This window comes from Pseudofrankia inefficax (genome assembly GCF_000166135.1).
GTDB lineage: Bacteria > Actinomycetota > Actinomycetes > Frankiales > Frankiaceae > Pseudofrankia > Pseudofrankia inefficax.
In genome coordinates this window covers 636,676-657,135 of record NC_014666.1, presented here as the reverse complement: position 1 = coordinate 657,135, position 20,460 = coordinate 636,676, and the positions used below count along the sequence as shown (strand labels likewise).

At 72.1% G+C, this 20,460-nt stretch carries 9 protein-coding genes; 6 read left to right on the top strand and 3 right to left on the bottom strand.

The window, feature by feature from the left end; translation table 11 throughout:
* The first annotated feature begins 740 nt into the window (after positions 1–740).
* Positions 741–1,811, top strand: a complete 1,071-nt coding sequence (locus FRAEUI1C_RS02610) for a glycosyltransferase family protein (protein WP_013421728.1) — start codon at positions 741–743, stop codon at positions 1,809–1,811.
* A 19-nt stretch (positions 1,812–1,830) separates the two neighbouring features.
* Here the strand turns inward: FRAEUI1C_RS02610 and FRAEUI1C_RS02605 are convergent, their stop codons facing one another.
* The gene (locus tag FRAEUI1C_RS02605) at positions 1,831–2,607 is read right to left on the bottom strand and encodes a TetR/AcrR family transcriptional regulator (protein WP_013421727.1); all 777 of its coding nucleotides are present in this window, start codon (positions 2,605–2,607) and stop codon (positions 1,831–1,833) included.
* Positions 2,608–2,724: 117 nt separating this feature from the next.
* Here FRAEUI1C_RS02605 and FRAEUI1C_RS02600 point away from each other — a divergent pair, with 117 nt between their 5' ends.
* Entirely contained in the window at positions 2,725–5,058 is a 2,334-nt protein-coding gene (locus tag FRAEUI1C_RS02600) for an MMPL family transporter (protein ID WP_013421726.1), read from the top strand.
* A 165-nt stretch (positions 5,059–5,223) separates the two neighbouring features.
* Here the strand turns inward: FRAEUI1C_RS02600 and FRAEUI1C_RS02595 are convergent, their stop codons facing one another.
* Positions 5,224–6,195 carry a toll/interleukin-1 receptor domain-containing protein gene (locus FRAEUI1C_RS02595; protein ID WP_013421725.1) on the bottom strand — a complete coding sequence of 324 codons (972 nt, stop codon included), beginning with the start codon at positions 6,193–6,195 and terminating at the stop codon, positions 5,224–5,226.
* Between the two features lie 481 nt (positions 6,196–6,676).
* Here FRAEUI1C_RS02595 and FRAEUI1C_RS39290 point away from each other — a divergent pair, with 481 nt between their 5' ends.
* From FRAEUI1C_RS39290 to FRAEUI1C_RS38885, 3 genes are all read left to right on the top strand, one after another.
* On the top strand, positions 6,677–8,935 hold the full coding sequence (locus FRAEUI1C_RS39290; RefSeq protein ID WP_013421724.1) for a hypothetical protein: 2,259 nt from the start codon (positions 6,677–6,679) through the stop codon (positions 8,933–8,935).
* Positions 8,925–9,878, top strand: a complete 954-nt coding sequence (locus FRAEUI1C_RS02585) for a hypothetical protein (RefSeq protein ID WP_013421723.1) — start codon at positions 8,925–8,927, stop codon at positions 9,876–9,878. The genes FRAEUI1C_RS39290 and FRAEUI1C_RS02585 overlap by 11 nt, the downstream gene beginning before the upstream one ends.
* 145 nt (positions 9,879–10,023) lie before the next feature.
* Positions 10,024–16,053, top strand: coding sequence for a pentapeptide repeat-containing protein (locus FRAEUI1C_RS38885; RefSeq protein WP_049806803.1), 6,030 nt, complete (start codon positions 10,024–10,026; stop codon positions 16,051–16,053).
* Between the two features lie 46 nt (positions 16,054–16,099).
* Here the strand turns inward: FRAEUI1C_RS38885 and FRAEUI1C_RS02575 are convergent, their stop codons facing one another.
* Positions 16,100–17,749: a GGDEF domain-containing protein gene (locus FRAEUI1C_RS02575; RefSeq protein WP_013421721.1), complete on the bottom strand. Its 1,650-nt coding sequence runs from the start codon at positions 17,747–17,749 to the stop codon at positions 16,100–16,102.
* Positions 17,750–18,198: 449 nt separating this feature from the next.
* Here FRAEUI1C_RS02575 and FRAEUI1C_RS02570 point away from each other — a divergent pair, with 449 nt between their 5' ends.
* Positions 18,199–20,445 carry an MMPL family transporter gene (locus FRAEUI1C_RS02570; RefSeq protein WP_013421720.1) on the top strand — a complete coding sequence of 749 codons (2,247 nt, stop codon included), beginning with the start codon at positions 18,199–18,201 and terminating at the stop codon, positions 20,443–20,445.
* The last annotated feature ends 15 nt before the right edge of the window (positions 20,446–20,460 follow it).

Genomic DNA, 20,460 nt, shown 5'->3' with positions numbered 1-20,460 from the left:
CCCCGCCGGTACCCCGACCAGCTCCGCGCCGGCCGCCGCAGCCTCCGACAGCCCCGGTCCGCCCTCTCGGCGCGGCCGGGGTCTCGCGTTGCCCAGAGGACGCCAGGTGGCGACTCGATGTCGGCTTGGCGTCAGATCTCGGTGCCCCGGCGTCGCGGGGAGACCATCAAGAAGGCCCTGGGGTCTCGACACAATCAAATGATCAACGGAAGATCGATGGACGAACACCGATCGGGGACGCATCGATCCAGGCAAGGCGGGTACGCCGTAACGCGCACCGGAACTCCGGATACGGCCGTCCCATTGCGACGAAGCGCGACAGTCGAGGTCCAGCCGTGACGATGCGGTGACCACGGTGCCAAGACCGTCAACGGTCCGAGCTTGTGTTGTGAGAGATGTTGCCCGCGTCGCGCCCGGCTGGGACCAATGGGTCGAAGCGGATACTTTGACGTTCCGCATGTTGTCGACGACGCGCGACGGTCGACGAGCGCACCGTCAGAAGGAGAGGGCCTGTTTCGGTCGGCGGGTGCAACGAGCCCCGCGCACGAGTGCGCTGGGCCGGGCGAAGGCGGACGTTGTCGTAACACGTGCCGCGGCGCGGGGTGGTGGGAGTTCGGCGCGACTCACACCTGGTGGCCGACCCCCGTGCCAGCAGGGTTTCGACACCAGATGCGACTCACCCGTTAGCCGGTCGGAGGGGGATGTTCCCGGGCACACAAGGTCACCAGAGAGGGGCGTCCGTGCAAACGCTCGATCCCACCACCCTCGACCTCGACGCGATCGAGGAGGACAGGCTCGCGAAGGGCATCACCCTGAGCCTGCTGATTCCGGCCCGAGGGCCGGAATCCGCCAACACCCTGGGCAACATGATCGCGGGAATCCGAGATCGATGGATGCGGGACCGGCACGTCCTGGACGAGATCGGGGTCGTCGTCGACCCGACCTCCGACGGTGACGAGCATGGCCTGGTGGAGATCGCCGAGGAAGCCGGCGCGAGCTGGGCGGTGCGCGGCGAAGCCGTGCTCGCGCGGCACGCGGGGCCGGAGTCCGCGGCGTTCGGCGGCAAGGCCGGCGCCATGCGCAGCCTGGCCTACCTGGCCTTCGGCAGCCGGCTGATCTTCCACGACTCGGACCTGGAGAACTACGACCCAGTCACCGTCGGCCGCCTCGCCGCCGCGATGACCACGGACGAGGGTCTGATGTTCGTCAACGGCGCGTCGCCCCGGCTCACCGGCAGCGGCCAGCCGGGCGGACGCACCACCGAGATGCTGCGCTCGCTCTACGCGAAGCAGCTGTCCGGCTATGTTCCGGCCATCACCAGCACGGTTCAGCCGTTGATCGGCGAGTTCGCCCTCGACGCTGACGTCTTCGCCGCGCTGGCGTTCTCCCGGGGCTACGGCGTCGAGACGTCCGTGAAGGTGCTGGCCATGGACCTGCTGGCGCCGGAGGAATACGCCCAGGTGGAGTTGCCGATCAAATACCAGGTCGGCCAGCATTACCACGACCTGGTCAAGCAGTTTCATGAGATAAGTTTCACGGTCGACGTGCTGGAGGCGTTCTTCCAGCGTCGGCGGACCGATCCGCTGGCCACGGTCTGCGAGATCGCGGACGACTACGGGCTGCTGTTCCCGGGTCGTCAGTACGCACTGCGCCGACCGCCCGGCTACGACCAGGTCGACTTCGTGCCGCGGCTCGGCTTCTACCCACCGCTGGCGAGTTCGCCGGCCTACCAGGCCCGGATGCCGGAGATCGCGGCCGCCCGGCACGCGGCCCTCGACAGCCTCGGGCGCAAGATGCGCACCTCGGCCTGACCAGCTCAGACCGACCGGCTCAGACCCCGGACCCGGTGGCCACCGTCACCGGGTCCGGGCCGGGGGCCGTCACGGCGGCCAGGTCGATGGGCTCGCGGTAGCCGATCCGGACGATCACGTCCAGCATCTGCTGGTCGTAGAGGTCGGAGACGTCCCCGAGAATGGGCGGCAGGTGGCCGAACAGCTCCAGCGACAGGAAACCGTGCAGCTGGGTCCACACGATCAGGCAGCCGGCCAGCGCGGCCGAGGAGATCGGCGCGCCCTCCTCGACCCCCCAGGCCGCCAGCCGCTCCCGCAGTTCCGGCTTGAGGCCCGCGTCCAGATGGGACGGGTCGATGACGCCCGCGGCGATCTCCGTGATCATGCACTGGAACAGCACGCCGACCGCCCGGCGCATCTCGGCCCCGCAGCGGCCCGACTTGTCGTCCAGGTCGAGGGTCGAGCGCGGGCCGAACAGCAGGATGTACTCGGTCTCGTGCTCGTGTGCCCAGCGGCGGTAGGCACGGGCGAGCGACAGCCACCGGCGGGCATGGTCGATGTCCCGCTCGACGACGTACGCCGCCTCCAGCGCGTCCGCGAGTGACGCGAAGGCGTCCGCGCACAGCTCGGTGACCAACACGTCATGGCTGTCGAAGTACCGGTACAGCGCCGACGGCGCCATCCCCATGGCCTTGGCCACGCCACGCAACGAGATCGCGCCGACCCCGCCCGTGGCGGCCTGGTCGCGCGCGGCCTGCTTGATCTCCGCGATCGTCGCTGCGCGCAACCGCTCGCGGCGGGGGGCCAGTGGATTCATCTCGGCCATCTTTCCAGCAAGGGCCCAACTTTTCTATTGCCAGCGTTCACGGTATTGACAGGGCTCACGCAAGCGAACAGTGTTCTCTCCAGCGAGTGTAGCTCTCAGGAGGCAACAGTGTTCGCTCGTCTTGCCCGGGGTGTGACCGGCCGGCCCCGGATCGTCCTGACCGTCGCCCTGCTGTTCGTCCTCGGCGCCGCGGTGCTCGGTGTCGGCGCGTTCGGCAAGCTGCTGTCCAACGGCTTCGACGACCCGAAGTCCGACTCGACCCGCGCGGCGAACGAGGTGGACACCCGCTTCGGCGGCACTCCCAACCTCGTCCTGCTCGTCACCGCCCGCTCGGGCAGCGTCGACGACCCGGCCGTGGCCGCCGCCGGGCGTTCACTGGCGGCCGAGCTCGGCAAGGAGCCCGGTGTGCGGGGCGTCGTCTCGTACTGGACCGGAGCCGGGGCCGCGCTGCGCTCCACCAACGGGCGTGAGGCGCTCGTCGTCGCGTCGGTGGACGACGACCACGCCAAGGCCGTCGCCACGAAGATCGAGAAGGCCGCCGACGACGGCCCGGTCACCGTGCGACCGGGCGGGCGAGCCGGCGTCAACCGGGACGTCAACGCCCAGGTGACCAAGGACCTCAGCACCGCCGAGTCCATCGCGATCCCGATCACGCTGGTGCTGCTGGTCGTCGCGTTCGCGGGCGTGGTCGCTGCGGCGCTGCCGCTGGGCGTCGGGCTCATCGGCATCCTCGGCGGTTTCGCAGCGCTGTCGGTGATCGGCTCCCTGACGGATGTCTCGATCTTCGCCGTCAACCTGGCCACCGCGATGGGCCTGGGCCTCGGCATCGACTACGCCCTGCTGATGGTCAGTCGCTACCGCGAGGAGCTCGCCGCCGTGCGGCGCGGTTCCGCGGAGCCCCTCACCGGCATCCAGAAGCGGGCGGCCGTGATCGCGACCGTGCGCACCGCGGGCCGGACCATCCTGTTCAGCGGCGCGACCGTCATCGTCGCGCTAGCCGTGATGCTCGTCTTCCCGCCGTACTTCCTGAAGTCCATGGCCTACGCCGGCATCGCCGTCACCCTGGTCACGATGCTGACCGCGGTGCTGGTGCTGCCGGCGGTGCTGCTGCTGCTTGGCGAGAGGGTCAACGCGCTGCCGGTCAGGGGGCTGATCGGCCTGGTCCGCCGCCAGCGCACCGCCGAGCGGGGCGCGGCCAGCGACGTCCCGCGTGAGGCCACGGAGTCGCCGTTCTGGCGGGGCGTCGCGACGAGGGTGATGCGCCGGCCGCTGCTCGCCGGCCTGCCGGTGGTCGCGCTGCTGCTCCTGCTCGCCGCGCCGGTGCTGCACGTCTCCTTCGCCACCCCGGACGACCGCGTGCTCAACGCCGCGCCGAGCCGGCAGGTCGGCGACGTGCTGCGCGCGGACTTCGGGTCCAACGTCAGCGGGGCGATGAACATCGTCGTCAACGGCCCGACCAGCGAGGCGACCCTCACGAGCTACGCCGCAGCACTGTCCCGGCTGCCCGGCGTCGGCCGCGTCGACAGCGCCGCGGGCGCCTTCCAGCACGGAGCGCGCACGAGTCCGCCCGGCCCAGCGGACGCCAGGTTCGCGGCCGACGGCGCGACCTACCTGCAGGTCGTCCCCTCGATCGACCCGATGTCGGCGAGCGGCGAGCGGATGGCCCACGCCGCCCGCGCGCTGCCCGCGCCACCCGGCACCCAGGTCCTGGTCGGCGGAGTCTCGGCCGGTCTCGTCGACGGTAAGCACGCGATCGGCTCGCGCCTCCCGCTGGCCATCGGGCTGATCGCGCTGGCGACGTTCGTGCTGCTGTTCCTGTTCACCGGCAGCGTCGTGCTCCCGCTGAAGGCGCTGGTACTCAACGGCCTGGTACTCGGCGCCGTCCTGGGCGTCTCGGTCTGGATCTTCCAGGACGGGCACCTCTCCGGCCTGTTCGGCTTCACCCCGGGACCGCTGGACACCTCGATGCCGGTGCTGCTGTTCTGCATCGCCTTCGGCCTGTCGATGGACTACGAGGTCTTCCTGCTCTCCCGGATCAAGGAGGAGCACGACGCCGGCACCCCGAACGCCGAGGCCGTCGCCGCGGGCCTCGCCCGCACCGGCCGGATCGTCACCACCGCCGCCCTGCTGCTCGCCGTGACCTTCGCGGCGTTCGCGACCGGCTCGGTCCGGTTCATGCAGATGTTCGGCCTGGCGACGGCGCTGGCCATCGTCCTGGACGCGAGCCTGGTGCGTGGCGTTCTGGTTCCCGCGTTCATGCGGGTCGCCGGTGACGTCAACTGGTGGGCGCCCGCCCCGCTGCGCCGGCTGCACAACCGGATCGGCCTGAGCGAAGGCGGCCCGGCCGCGGGCCCAACGGCTCCGGAAACGGTCGCCGTCCCCAGGCCCAGCGCCGAGCCCGACCTGGGGCTAACGGAAAAATCTTCTTCTACAGCCTCGTGACCCTGGGATTCTGCCCGCTCTCTTATTGCCTGAGCGCGCCCGGCGGCGGTGATCATCGATCTGATCACGTACTCGGTCCTCGCATGGCGGCCTTCACCGAGCATTCACAACCACGACGGGACACACCTATCGACCAAGCATCAGCCGGAGGCACCGAGGTGTTCCTTAGGGCCCATCACCAGGGAAGGCCGGTTTCACGGCCGTCGGCTCCCAACCGGTGAGCAGGCGACGAACCGCCGCCGTCAACCGTGCCGCGGACTCGTTCTCACCCAGCCCGACTAGATCGACAAAGGTCACTCCATCCATGGGAACGACGTCAGCGGCGTGGGCGCTGACGCGCACGCCGACGATTCTTCCTCGCTTTTTCACCGCGAGCTCCTGAAAACCGGCGAGCTGGAAATAGGAGGCAGACCAGACGGGATCCCCATGGCCGCGCACGAGAATGGTCAGGCTTGTCGCGCGGACCGCGTCGGCCAGAAGGAGACCGGCCTGATCAGCGAGGTACTGGGACCAGTCGTCGAGTTCCACTCGGTAACCGTCGGCGTGCAGGTGCCAGGCAACCCACTGGCCCCAGCTCTCGTCCTCCGCGTCGGCCAGCACCAGGACATCCGGCGCGGTCCGGTCAGGAGAGCCACTGTCTGGATGCCGCTGCGACCGTGCCCGTGCGTCTAGGCCCTCACGGGACGAGACCGGCGCGCTGGATCCGACAACCCTGCCCTGATGGCCGAAGTTGACGTTGCCGCCGGAGACCTTGAACTCCATCCGCGCCGCACGCAGCGTTGCGCCGGCGCCGCCGGCCTCGTCCGGCTCTGACGCGAGGTCGCCGCGCGACACCGGGGTAGCCGGATCGCCACCCGGCCGGCCCGACGTCGCTGCGTCCGAGAGCCCACGCCGGAAGACCTCATTGGCCGGGTAGTCGGCCGCCGCGGCGGCGAGGATCCGGCGCCGGCCGTCCGCCAGGATGCCGGCGCCGAGCGAGGCGTTCACCTGGCGCCAGAAATCCAGCACGATCCCGGCACCCTGTGGCTGGTCAGCAGGTGAAAGGCCGGCCCGCTTGAGGAGCTCCCCCCCGGCCCATCGATCGAAGTAGACCTCGGCGAGCGTTCTCAGCTCCAGATCAGACAGCTGCTGCGTCACCGCTCTCGTCCCTCTCGCCGGACAACCCGGCTCCGACTGACTGCCACACAGTCGTCACGCTCGGATGCGGGGACGATATCCTGACATTGCGCCGCAGCGTAAAAAACACGGGGGTGCGTATGACTCACGGCGTCGAAAGCGTGCCAGTCCGTCACCACTCCGCCTGCGCCGCTGGGCCCTCGTCCGGGTCTGGACGCCGGTGACCCCGGCGGACCGCGAGGCGGCTGGCGGCGGTCCAGCGCGACCCGCGGCGGGTGACAACCTACGGGGTCCCGGCGGCGCGCGGCCCGGTGCGGGACGTCCCGTAGGTGGCGATGGTCGTCCGCCAGGAGGCCCCGCGGGTGGGGGCGACCCGGCACCCGGACCGGAAGGTGGGCCGGCTGGTGGTCACCAGCGCGGCGCGCAGCCCGACGGCGGACCCGACCCGTGGGGACAGGCCCGAGACAAGGTCAACGATCGGGAAAGCGCCGAGTCTGCCGCGATGTTCGGCGCGGCGCTGCACGCGGCGCGGGTCGTCTTCAAGGTTTCCGGTGGCAACCTCAACTTCGGGAGCCAGTTCACGGGAACGGCGGGCGCGGCGGGCGCCGGCTCCGGTGGAGTCCCTGGAATCATCAGCCAGCCCGAGTTGGCCCGGGTCGTCGGGGCGTTCGTTGCCGCGCCCTGTCACGGACAGCTGTACAAGAAGCTGGCGGACAATCATCTGGTGGTCCTGCGTGCCGCCCCTGGCTGGGGGCGCACCGCCACTGCGGAGTATTTGCTGTACGAGTGCCTCACGACCTCGTCGGGCCATCCCCCGTCGCCCGTCCCGCGCGGCCTGGACCTTCACCCAGCAGCAGTCGCCCAGGTCCGTATTAGCCGGCTCAATGCCAGCACCGACCTGCGTGGACTGACTTCAGACCATCTCCGGCCAGCCGGCGACGAGGAGAATCCGCAGCCGGGGGGCCTTCTTCTTGATGTCGCGACGCCGCACGGCGCCGGCCTGCTCCGCGGCAGCGACCTCGAACGGCTGGCGAACGTGCTTCGCGCGAACCGCGACTACCTGGTGGTCACGGTCGACGCGGGTACAGTCTTCGGCGACGAGCTCGACGAGTTTCTCATCGACGCGGACGAGCCGCCACCAGCCATCCGGGTGGTCGCCCGGCATGCCGCGCGGCGCCTCGGCCGGCCGTATCCGGACGTACTCGACGAGGCGCGAGAGAGCACGGAGCTGAGCGGGCTCGTAGACCAGCTGGTCGGCGAGGGCTACAGCGCTGCCGGGCTCGCCCAGCTCGGACGGATCTGGGCCGAACAGGGTTCCGAGCGAGGCTCGCAGAAGGCAACCGACACGCTGCGGCAATGGGTCACAGACTTCATCGAGGCCCGCTTCGCGGACTGGCTGGCGGCGCCTGGGCAGGACCCGGAACATCGCGCGTTTGTAATCGCCCTTGCCGTCTTCGATGGAATGCCCTACGCGAAGGTCACTCGCCTTGCGCGCGATCTCGAAGACCGAATGCTGATCGCCTCCCGTCGTTTCCTGCGTCCCGCCCCTCTCGAGACCTGGGGATTCGACCCCGCTCCGCACGAGCGATCCGACCCGTACGCCAGCCAGCCGCTGTTCACCCGGCCGCGGTCGGGTCGGCTCGCGGCGGCGTCCGCCGAGGTAAGAGTCGGCACAGAGACCACCCGATATGGCTCAACCGAGACCGAGGTCGTGGCCTTCACCTGTGCCAACTACCCGTCGCGGATTCTGTTCTGGCTCTGGACGGAGCAGGACGCGCTGCACTCCGTCCTACTCAGGTGGCTGGCGGCGCTGGGCGAGGACACCGACCCAGCGGTCCGGGCGCACGCCGCCGCCGCGGTCGGCGTGCTGGCCAGCTGGTCCTTCGACGAGATCCTGCTGCGGGTGCTCCTGCCGTGGGCGGACGACGACCTGCCCTGGCAGCGGGGCGCCGTCGCCGCCGCGCTGAGCCTGGCGCTGGACTGGCGCCCCGGGCTGGCGCCGGTGGTCATCGAGATGCTCCGCGACTGGAAGATGCACACCCAGCACCCCGCAAGACGCCTGGCGGCGATCCGGGTCTGGGGAACGAGTCTGGGGCCGTTTGACCCAGACGTCGCGCTCGATCAGCTGGCGTATCTGATGGCTCCGCTGGAAGACGCAGAGGAAGATGAGAATCCCGAGGACGTCGATCTCAACGTGATCGACAACGTCTCTCTGAGTGTCTTCGAGATTTTCTCCGCTCCGCTGATCGCCGTGCACGGTGAGACCGACCGGCCGACGCGACCGGGCGGCGCCACCGACGCGGTGCTGCGTCGGCTCGGGGTGTGGACCGAGCCCGGCAGCGGGCCGACCCAGCGGTTCGCCGGCATCCTCGCCTTTCTGCGACTCGCACTTCATCTCCGCCTTGGAGTCGACAGTCCTGGCCAAGGCAGCCCGGCGCTGCTCACGCTGTGCATGCCCGGCCGCGGAGACCGGCTCACGCTGCGTCGGATCGCTGAGCTGTGGCGGCGGGCGCTCGACGAGCCGGCCACTAACCAGCTGGCCCTCGACTGCCTGCGGCAGTGGACCGCGGACACCGAGGCGGACGACGACCTCGCCCGGACGACATTCGCGCATCTTGTCTGGGAGTCGCTGCGCAGCCGTGCCGATTTCGACCGACTCCAACGAGAGTTCCGCCGCTGGGAGAAACGCTGGCCACGCACGTGTCAGGTCGTCCTCGCAACGATCGAGAGGTCCACGAACGGAGACAGCGGTGGTCTATAACAACTACCCCCGTGGCTGGAACGGCGGTCAGACCGGCTGGCAGTATCATCCAGGCTGGAACGCGCCGGCCTCACCGGTCAGCCCGCGCTACACGGTCCCCTTCTTCGGCCTGCCTGCGCCCCGGCTGGGCTGGCGCGTCGTATACGCCGACAACCGGGGGAACTTTCTGGAGCTACCGCCAGGCGAGAAGCTGGACAAGGTTATTTGGCGTAATTACTACTTCGTCGACAATCAGACCTACGGGCTGAACATCGAAACCGAATCGGCGAGCTCCGCCAACACTTCACGGTTCCGCCTGGTGGTCGCCGCCCGGTGGTGCATATATTCGCCCATAGAATTCCTGCGAGCCCCGCTCGCCCCCGTCGGGCACTGCGACCGGATCACGCGGTCGATCCTTTCCGATATCACGCGCTCGATCGAGCCGGGCTCGGCCCGGCTGGTGCAGGACCTGATCGATGCCAAGCGCGGTGTCGGCTTCACGATCGGCAGCGGGCTGGTCGTCTGGATCGACAACGTCATCGTTCATCCGCCGGCGGGCTTCGAGGAGCTGCAGGGCGAGCTCGAACAGGGCCGCGCCCAGATCGATGTCGACCGGCTCAGGCGCCTCCGCCGGAACGAGCAGCGGGTCGACGACCTCGATTACGACGCCGCCCAGCGGGAGACCGAACGTGGCGTCCGACGCGATCGGGGAGCCGCCTTCCTGGACCGAGCAGATGAGGGCGCCCAGCGCGGTGCCCCCGTAGACGGCTTCCGGCCCCGCGCCGAGCTGGTGGCAGGAGACGATCACCTGTTCGACCCCGAGCCGGCCCAGGCCGATCCGGGCGAGGCGGACAAGGACGCACCGACTCGGCCCGCCTGGCCTGAGCCACCGGCAGCCGACATCCCTTCCGCCTCGATACCCGACCCGCCGTGGTGGGACCAGCAACCCGATGCCGGCTCCTGATCGGAGCGCTGGAGCCGGCGGTGTCGCGGCTCTTGGGACACGCATTTGCCGATTTCCCTTGTGGGTTGCGTGATTCTGGGACTATCGGGGCGTGTGGGGAGAGTCTGCTCCGACCGCGGGTGAGGTGCGGCGGATCTTTCTCAGCGTGGCGGGGCCGGACGAGCGCTGGGGCAGCTGGCTGGATCATGTGCTGCGCGACGCCGGCTACGAGGTCGACTTCTACCGGCGCTCGTTCCCGCTCGGCGCCAACTTCGTCGACCAGATAGACGCCGCGCTCACCCGGGCCGACCGGATGATCGCGGTCGTCTCGCCGGCCTACCTCGACCGGTCCTCCTGGGTGCGGGAGGAATGGCAGGCGGGCATGCGGCTGGCGCACACCCGCGACGGCTTCCTGCTGCCGGTGCTGGTCGAGCAGTGCGACCTGCCGCCACTGCTCGGCACGATCAACATGATCGTGCTGCTCGGCCTGGACCGCGCGAAGGCGGTGCAGACCGTGCTGCGCGGGCTGGTCGAGCCGGCGACCGGCCGGCCCGAGCCGGAGCACGAGCCGCCCTTCCCGGGCTACGAGATCGCCGGGCCGGCCCAGCGGCTCGCGCTGCCGGCCGGCGCGGCCGCGCTACCCGCCCTGATGGCCGGGCCGCCTGAGGCACTCGGCCCCACCATGCCGGCTCTCGGCCCCACCACGCCGACGCCCGGATTCACCGCGTCGACGCCCGGCTTCACCGCGTCGGTGCCGGCCCTGCCGGAGCCACGAGCCGATGCCACGCTCGCCGCGGCCGACCGCGGCGGGGAGCGGACGTCGATCACGCTGCTGCACCTGCCCGCGCTCGCCGCGCCGACGCGGCCCGGGCACGCGCCGGACACCGGCCCGGAACCGTTCGGCGCCCCGCTGCTCGACGACCTGGCCGTGCTCGCCGCCAGCCCCGGTCTCACCCCGGACCTCGTCGTGGTCACCGGGGTCGCCCTGGAGGGCCGGCGTGGCGAGTACGAGCAGGCCGCGGTGCGGCTGGCGCTGCTCGCCGACCGGCTGGGCCTGCCGGTCGACCGGATCGCCCTGGTCCCGGGCCGGGGCGACGTGAGCGCCGCGGCCGCCCGCGCCTACTTCGCCGCCTGCGAGGACGAGGAGATCGAGCCGACGGCACCGTACTGGCGCAAGTGGCGGCACTTCGTCGACTTCCACGCGAACCTCTACCGGGAGCTCGGTGAGCGGACTTTCGCGGTGGGGCAGGAGTGGACGCTCTACCCGATGGCGGACCTGCGGCTCGTCGTCGCCGGGCTGAACTCCACGATGGCGATGAGCCACCTGCAGGCGGATGACCGCGGCGAGGTCGGCCAGGCCCAGGCCCGCTGGTTCGCCGACCGGCTCGCCGGCTACGAGCGCGCCGGCTGGTTCCGGCTCGCCGTCGGCCACCACCCACCGCTGGCCGCCGACCGGGTCCACTCGGCGAAGGCGACCGACGCCTACGGGGTCGACCTGATCCTCGGCGGGCACGTCAACCTCCTGCTCGCCGCGCACGGGCACGGCGCGCCGACGCCGGACGGCCCGCTGCCGGCGGTGCCGACCCGGCTGCCGCGCTCCGGGACGACGCTGATCAGCGCGCACCCGCCGCACCCGGTGCCCACCGCCGACACCGCGCTGCGCTACCAGATCCTGCGGATCAGCCGCGCGGAGGTGACCAGGCTGGACCGGCGCTTCTCCCGCCGGGCCGGCGCCTGGCGGCCCGCCGAGGAGGTCGGCGCCGCTGGGACCGTCACCTACCGGACCCGCTGGGAGCACGCCGCCACCACGTTCCCCCGCCCAACCCGCCGGCCACCGGCCATCGAGGGCCCCGGCTCGGCCGGCAAGGCCGCCGCACGCTCGAGCAACGGGCGCAAGCCCACCGGCGAGCACCGCACCGACGACCCGGACAGTGCGGACGGGCCCGGCCCGCGGCGCGGCGAGACGTTCGCCGACCGGGTCGCGGAGATCGCCGAGCTCTCCTCCCCCGGCGCGACGATCACCAGAATCTCGCCGACCGGCGTCGCCCCCGAGTACCTGAGGGTGACCGTGCCACACGGGCCGGTGTTCGAGCAGCGCCCGGTCGGGATCGCCGAGGACGGCGTCGACGAGAGCGCCGTGGACCGGTTCGTCGAGCATGTGCACCGCCAGTACGCGGCGACCGACCCCCAGCTGACCTCCGACCTCGTCTACGGCGGCCCACTGCCGGCGCCCGACGAGCTGGTCCGCCAGGCGTCCGTGCGCGGTGTGCGGCTGCGCAGCTTCGTGGAGTACCAGGGCCTGCTGGACCTGCGCGGCTACCTGCGCCGGCAGAGCGACCGGCTGGCCGCGGACCGGCTCTACCCGCCGGCGCTCTACCTGCCGCAGCGGTTCCGGGTGATCGACGGCGGCCCGGTCACCGCCGACCCGACCGACGCCGCCCCGGCCGACACCACCCCAGCCGACACCATGCTCGACGGCACGCTCAACGGGATGGTGCCAACCGGCGACGGCAGCACCGACCAGGCGAGCGGCCCCGACGGCGGTGACCTGCTCGGCCAGCTGGTCGACTGGCTGACCGCCGACTCGGCGCGGTTCGTCCTGATCCTGGGCGACTTCGGCCGCGGCAAGACGTTCTGCCTGCACGAGCTGGCCCGCACCCTGCCCGAACGCCGCCCACACCTGATCCCGCTGCTGATCGACCTGCGCGCGATGGAGAAGGCGCACAGCGTCGACGAGCTGGTCGCGGCCCACCTGGTCGCCTCCGGCGAGCAGCGGGTCGACGTGTCGGTCTTCCGGTACATGCTGCGCCGCGGCCGGCTGGTGCTGCTCTTCGACGGGTTCGACGAGCTCGCGCTGCGGGTCACCTACGAGACCGCTGCCGAGCACCTGGGCCGGCTGCTGGACGCCGTCGAGGGCCAGGCCAAGGTCGTCGTGACCAGCCGGACCCAGCACTTCCTGTCCCACGGCCAGGTCCGCGGGGCGCTCGGCGCCCGGGTCGAGCTGCTGCCGGCCAGCCGGATCGCCGAGGTCGGCGACTTCACCGAGCGCCAGATCGAGGAGTTCCTCGTCCGGCTGCACCACGGCGACGCCGCGCGGGCTCGGGAGCGGCTCGAACTGATCCACGACATCAGGGACCTGCTCGGGCTGTCCCACAACCCGCGGATGCTCGGCTTCATCGCGTCGCTCGACACGAACCGGCTGCGTGCCGTCCAGGCCAGAACCGGTGTGATCAGCTCAGCGGACCTGTACGGCGAGCTGATCGAGGAGTGGCTGCGCTACGAGGAACGCCGGGCCCGCCCGCCCGGCGCCGGGCCGGCGCTGACGGCCGGCGAGCGCCGGGAGGCCGTCACCGCGCTCGCGCTGCGGCTCTGGCGGACGACCGACCAGGTGATCAACCTCTCAGAGCTCACCGCGACGACCAGCACGGCCCTCGACGCGATGACGGACCGGGTCGACGCCGGCCAGCTCGACTCCAGCCAGGCCGCGCACATGGTCGGCTCGGGCAGCCTGCTGGTCCGCGCCGACGACGGCGGCTTCACCTTCATCCACCAGTCGGTGATGGAGTACCTGGTCGCCGCGGCGGCCGCCCAGCGGCTCGCCGACGTCGACGACCTGGGCGGTGGCGGCGACGTGCTGGGCGCGCGGGTGATGTCGCCGCTCATGGTCGACTTCCTGCGCGGCGTGGCCGGTGACGCCGCGGCGACAGCCTGGGCGCGGCGAGCTCTGGCCGAGCCGGAGGCCGGCCAGGCGCCCCGGGCGAACGCGCTCGCGATCGCGCGCCGCGCCGACCCGACGGCGGCCCGCGGCGCGCGGCTCGGCGGGGCCCATCTGGAGGGCGCCGACCTGACCGGCCTCGACCTCAGCGACGCCGACCTGGCCGGCGCGAACCTCACCGACGCCGACCTCGACGACGCGAACCTGACCGGCGCGAACCTCACGGGGGCGCGGCTGACCGGAGTCCGCGCCCGCCGCCTGCGGCTGACCGGCGCGAACCTCACCGACGCCGACCTGCGCCGGGCCCGCCTCACCGACCCCGACCTGACCGGCACCGTCCTCACCGGCAGCAAGTGGGAACGGGCCGCGCTGCTCGGCGCGACCCCGCCGGACCGGGCACGGACGGCCCCAGAGCTCGCCGCCGCCGCGGTCCCGGGCCGCGACCCCGTGGAGGTCGTCATCGACTCGGGCCTGCGCTGGACCCAGGCGCTCTCGCCGTCCCACGACCTGCTCGCCTACGGAACCGGGCACCACGTCGCGCTGGAGGACCTCGCCGACGGGCACGTGCTGGCGGTGCTGCGCGGGCGCGGCGAGTGGATCCGCGCGGTCGCGTTCTCCGCCGACGGCTCGCGGCTCGCGGCGGGCGACGTCGCCGGCGGCATCCAGCTCTGGGACGTCGCCGCGGCCGAGGAGGTCGCGAGCTTCGTCGGGCACGCCAGCCGGGTGCGCGCGCTCGCGTTCTCCCCTGACGGCTCGCTGCTGGCGACCGGCTGCTGGGAGGGCAGGGTGCACGTCTGGGACCTGGCCACGCTGACCAGGGTCGCGACGCTGCACAAGTCGGCGGACCGCATCAAGACGCTGCAGTTCTCCCCGGACGGGACGCTGCTGGCCTACGGCGACGAGGTACGCCTCTGGGACGTGCGCACCCGCAGCGACCTCTCGGTGCTCGGCAAGCCCACCGAGCAGGCGCGCACGCTGCGCTTCTCCCCAGACGGAACCCTGCTGGCCTGGGTCAACGGGGAGAACACGGCCCGGGTCTGGAACCTCGCCGCCGGGCGTGAGGTGGGCCGCCGGCGCGGCGACCATCATTTCGCCCGCGCCCTCGCGTTCGACCCGAGTGGCTCGCTCGTCGCGATCGGCGCCGACGACGGCACGATCCGGGTGTGGGACCTGGCCGGCGACAGCCTGCGCACGACGCTGCGCGCGGCCCGCGGCTGGGTGACGATCCTGGAGTTCGTCGGCGCCGAGGGGAAGGCGTTGATCGCGGGCACCAGGGACGGAACCGTCCAGGTCTGGAAGGTCACCGACGGCGCCCCGCCGGGACGGACGCTGCTCACCGGCCGCACCGCGGACGTGCTCGCCACGGCCTTCGTGCCCGAACAGTCGCTGGTCGCCGCCGCCAGCGAGAACGGCTCGCTGCGGCTCTGGGACACCAGGACCGCCGCCCAGGTGCACATCGGCTCGGGCGAGAAGGCCTGGTGCTACGCGATGAGCCTGACCGACGACGCCACCCTGCTCGCCGCCGGTGGCGGTGACGGCCTGGTCCGGATCTACGAGCTGTCCCCCGGCCGGGCCGGCGACGGCCGAAGCGACCTGGACACGCCGGTGCGCCGGCTGAACACCAGGCGGACCCCCGTGCGCGCGCTCGCCTTCTCCCCGGACACGACGATCCTCGCGGTCGGTCATCCCGACGGGACCGTGGGCCTCTGGAACCCGTGGACCGGCCATCCGATGGCGACCTTGAAGGCCGGCGGCCTTCGGGTGCTCACGGTCGCGTTCTCACCGGACGGCGAGCGGCTCGCGGCCGGCACCGACACCGGTACGGTGCACGTCTGGGACGCGGTGGGGGCGCGTGGCGGGTCGGCTGCGGCGGCCCGCCGCCTCGTCGGCCACTCGGACTGGGTCAACGCGGTGGCGTTCTCCCCCGACAGCGAGCTGCTCGCGAGCGGCTCGGGGTCGGGCACGGTGCGGATCTGGGACGCCGCCACCGGGGTGCTGCGCAATCGCCTCGTCGGCCACGGCGGCCGGGTACGGACCATCGCCTTCGCCCCGGACGGCCGGCTGCTCGCGGCCGGCGGCGAGGACGGCATCGTCCGGCTCTGGGATCCGGGCACCGGCAGCGAGCTGGCTCGTCTGGCCGGGCATACCGAGGAGATCCGGTCGGTCGCGTTCAACGCGGCGGGTGACGTGCTGGTATCCGGCGGCGCCGACGGCACCGCCCGGTTGTGGCAGGTCGGCGACAGTCACCGGAGTGACGGAAGCCGGGAGCTCGCCACGATGCTCGGGCTGGCCGGCAACCGGTGGACGGCGCTGTTCCCCGACGGTTCGTACAAGACCTCAGAGGACCGTGACGCCGACTCCGTCAGGACCGTCTGGTGGTCGATCAGACTGAGCCGGTTCGACCCGGACGAGCTGACGCCCTACCTCCCGCGGATCCGCCGGCGCCCGCTGGAGGCACCGCTGGCGACCCCGCCGTCCTGACGGCAGCGGCCTGTCGGCCTGTCGCGGCGCGAGCGGGGCGCGGGAGTCAGGCCGCCGACGATGAGCAGTGGGCCTCGGCCGCGGCCCGGCCCGCGTCGGGCTGGGGCGCGGGCGACGCGAGGACGCAGCAGTCGCGGCCGGCGGACTTGGCCGCGTAGAGCGCGCGGTCGGCGCGGTCGATCAGCTCGGCCGGGCTGGCCGGCAGCGTCGTGGCGGCGGCACCGACCGACACCGTGACCGGCAGCACGATGCCGTCGTCGACGGCGACCGGGCTCGCGGCGACCGCGAGGCGCAGCCGCTCGCCGAGCACGTACAGGTCGTCCTGGCCCAGGTAGGTGGTGAGCAGCGCGAACTCCTCGCCGCCGTAACGGGCCACCACATCGGCGGACCGGGCGACCTCGCGCAGCCGGCGCGCGACCTCGGCGAGCGCGCGGTCGCCGGCCGGATGGCCGAATCGGTCGTTGACCGCCTTGAAGTGGTCCACGTCGATGAGCAGGAGCGCGAGCGTGGCGCCCGGCTGGCTGGCCCGGACCGAGGCGAGCGCGAGCCGCGTCTCCAGGAAGCGCCGGGTGCACAGGCCGGTGAGTACGTCGGTGTTGGCCAGCCGCCGCTGGCTCACCTCGGCGTACCTCATCCGGATCATGATGAGGGCCGTCGAGATGACCATGGCTATGGCGCTGACCAGCTCCGTCACCCCGTTGGCGGCCCCACGCGGGACGACCAGCGAGAGCGGCGGGATGATGCCGGCCAGGTAAAGCCCACACAGCCGGGCGCGGCCCAGCCCGGCAGGTCTGGACGACGGCTGGGCGACCCCGGCCATCGTCGGATGCAGCGCCGCCGCGCCCAGCGCGAGGCTCCCCGCGAGCCAGATGCCGTCGAGCGGGCCACCGACCGCGTAGATGGCGTGCAGCTGCCTTAGTCCGTAGCCGGTGTCCGCGGCCAGGATGGCGAACAGGCTGACGCTCAGCAGGATGAACGCGGGCGGCCGGAAGCCCGCACTGGCGACGAGCCGGACCCCGATCGTGAGCAGGACGAGATCGGCGATCGGGTAGCCGGTCGCGGTCCAGGTGACCAGGCGGGGGATGTCCTCGTGCAGGCCCGGCCCGATCAGGTGCAGCACCGACAGCGTGGTCGCTCCGGTGGCCACCAGGAGCCCGTCCAGCAGGGCCGGCAGGTCACCGCGGGGTGCGCGTCGACGGACGATCAGCAGCAGCCCGGCGGCCAGGACCGGGTAGTGCGCCAGGTACAGCAGGATGGACACGCCCAGAATCCGCTGGTCAGCCGACAGGAACTCGGCGGCGTAGAAGACCACGCTGGCGCTCGTGAACAGCAGCTGGGAGAGCCCGATGAGCACCCAGGGCCGGCGCGGCCGCGGCTGGTGGCGGCGCAGGCCGACGAACACGGCGACGACCGACGAGGCGCCGATGCCACAGCCACCGACCATCCGCGCGACCAGCCAGCCGCCGGAGGCCGGGACCGCGCTGTAGCCGAAGGCGGCCACCGCGCCGGCGCCCAGGTAACCGAGCCACAGCCAGCCCGTCCACGGGGCCGCCGTCATCATGGCGCGTGCGGCGGACGCCGAGCTGGTCAGCCCGACCGGGCTCGGCGGCTGACTGCCGGCCGGGCCGGGCCCGGAGTGCGGCGACGGCGCCATCGGTTCCGGGCGGGCTCGGCGTAGGTCATGGGCCGGGGCCATGCGCAGCCTTTCGCATGTCTTCCTGATGGCCGGGAGGGCCGTTGTCCCCGTGACCCGGTGTCGGGTCAGTCGGGCGCGCTACCCACCGGGAGCGAATGTTCGCCACTGGGAGTGGGCAAACCGCAGGTTCCAACCCAACCGTACCGAGTCGTCGCTCTTCGTATAGCTGCGGGGAAGGAACATGTGACACCTTTGGGCCCCTCTTGTGCAGGTACGCTCACTCAACGTTCGAATAAGTCCCTTAGGGACCAGCAAACCCACCGGCCGTCCGTGAGCCACCACTCAGCGCGCTACGTGGGCTGTGAACGCGTCTGGTCGCCGACAGAACCGTCGGTGTTCTGGCAGCACGGCGGTCGCGCAGGCGACTGCCCGGTGGCGGGTGCGGACGTCACAGTCCGAGGGCCCGGCTCGTCATGTCCGGGACGACAACCGGAGAAGGGGACGAGACGATGTCCGGGTTCTTGCGCCGAGTGGGTGGGGCCTGCGCCGCCCACCCGTGGCGGGTGATCGGCACCTGGGTTGTGGCCCTGGTGCTCGCGCTGGGGCTGGCCAGCCTGTCCGGCGGAACGCCGCAGGACAACTACGACACCCCTGGGTTGCCATCCCAGCAGGGGACCGACCTGCTGCGGGCCGGCTTCCCACAGTTCGCCGGTGCCGACGCGCGCGTCGTGCTGCACAGCGCGCACGGCCGGCTCGACGCCGCCGAGCTGCGTGCCGTCGGCGGGCGGCTGCGCGGCGTCCAGTACGTCGACCTGGTCGCCCCGCCGCGGCTGTCCGACGACGGCGACACCGCGCTGATCACCGTCTACTACGACCGCCCGGTGACCGACGTCGGCGGCAAGAAGGCGCTCGACCACCTGGAGACGGCGCTCGCGCCGGCGCGGGCCGCCGGGCTGGGGGCCGAGATCGGCGGCCAGGTCTCCGAGAACATCAACTCCGTCGACGGGAAGGCCGAGGCGATCGGCATCGTGGTGGCGCTGGCCATCCTGCTGGCCGCGTTCGGCTCGGTGATCGCCGCCGGGGTGCCACTCGCCGTCGCGTTCCTCGGTCTCGGCGTCGGCTCGGCCGGGATCACATTGATCGCCGCCGCCACTGACGTCAGCACGATCGCGCCGACGCTCGGCTCGATGGTCGGCATCGGGGTGGGCATCGACTACGCGTTGCTCCTGGTCACCCGGCACGTCGAGGGGCTGCGGGCCGGGCTGCCGGTCCGCGAGGCCGCCGCGCGCGCCACCGCGACCGCCGGCACCTCGGTGGTCTTCGCCGGCGCGACCGTGGTGCTCGCCCTGATGGGGCTGCGACTGGTCCGGCTGACCACCTACGCCTCGACGGGATTCACCACCGCCGTCGTGGTCGTCGCCGTCGTCACGTCCTCGCTGACCCTCGTCCCGGCGCTGTGCGGCCTCGCGGGGCACCGCCTGCTGGGGCGCCGGGCCCGCCGCCGCGCCGCCAGGATGATGGCACCCGTTCCCGGCCAGCTCGAGAGCACCGGCCGGGCCGAGAATGCCGGCCAGGCCGAGAACACCAGTGCCGCGAGCCCGGCCGGCGGGGGGCTGACCGCTCGCTGGGCCGCGCGGATCGGCCGCCGACCGCTGCCCTGGGCACTGGCGGCCCTCGTACTGCTGCTGACGCTCGCGGCTCCGGTGCTGGCGATGCGCACCTGGCCGCAGGACGCCGGCAGCCAGCCGACCTCGACCACCCAACGGCGTGCCTACGACCTCGTCGCGGCCAACTTCGGTCCTGGCGCCAACGGGCCGCTGCTGATCGTGGCGGACCTGCGGGAGCTACCGAGGACCCAGCTCGACCCGCTCGTCCGGACGCTGCGCACGACCGGCGACATCGCCGACGTCCAGGCTCCGATCGTCTCCGCCGACGGCTCCACCGCGGTGATCGTCGCCGAGCCGACGGTCGGCCCGAGCGACGCGAAGGCGTCCGCGCTGGTCCGCCACCTGCGCGCCGACGTGCTGCCGCCCGGCGTCAGGATCACCGGCTGGACCGCCGCCTTCACCGACATCTCCGCGTACCTGGCGGGACGGATCTGGGTGGTCGTCGGGTTCGTCGTCGGCGTCTCGCTGCTGCTCCTGCTGGTGATGTTCCGGGCGCCGGTGGTCGCGCTCAAGGCCGCGGTGATGAACCTGCTGTCCATCGCCGCCGCCTACGGCGTGATCATCGCCGTGTTCCAGTGGGGCTGGGGAGTACGGGCGCTCGGGCTGCCGCACGCGGTGCCGATGTCCAGCTGGCTGCCGCTGCTGATGTTCGTCGTGTTGTTCGGCCTCAGCATGGACTACGAGGTGTTCCTGCTCTCCCGGATCCGGGAGGACTGGAAGGCCACCGGCGACGCCCGCGGCAGCGTCGTGCGGGGGCTGGCGAAGACCGGCCGCGTCATCACCAGCGCCGGCCTCATCATGATCGCGGTGTTCGCCGGGTTCTCGCTGGACCCGGACGTCACGGTCAAGATGCTCGGTCTCGGCATGGCCGTCGCGGTCCTCGTCGACATGACCGTCATCCGGATGGTCCTGGTCCCGGCGACGATGGCCCTGCTCGGCGGCGCCAACTGGTGGCTCCCCGGCTGGCTCGACCGCCTCCTCCCCCACATCGACCTCCACGGCGACCAGGCCACACCGGCCACGGAGACGGTCGACCTGCCGGCACCGCGCGGGAAGATCACTGACGACGAGCCGGCGGCCATCGGCTGACCGCTCCGGGCCCGG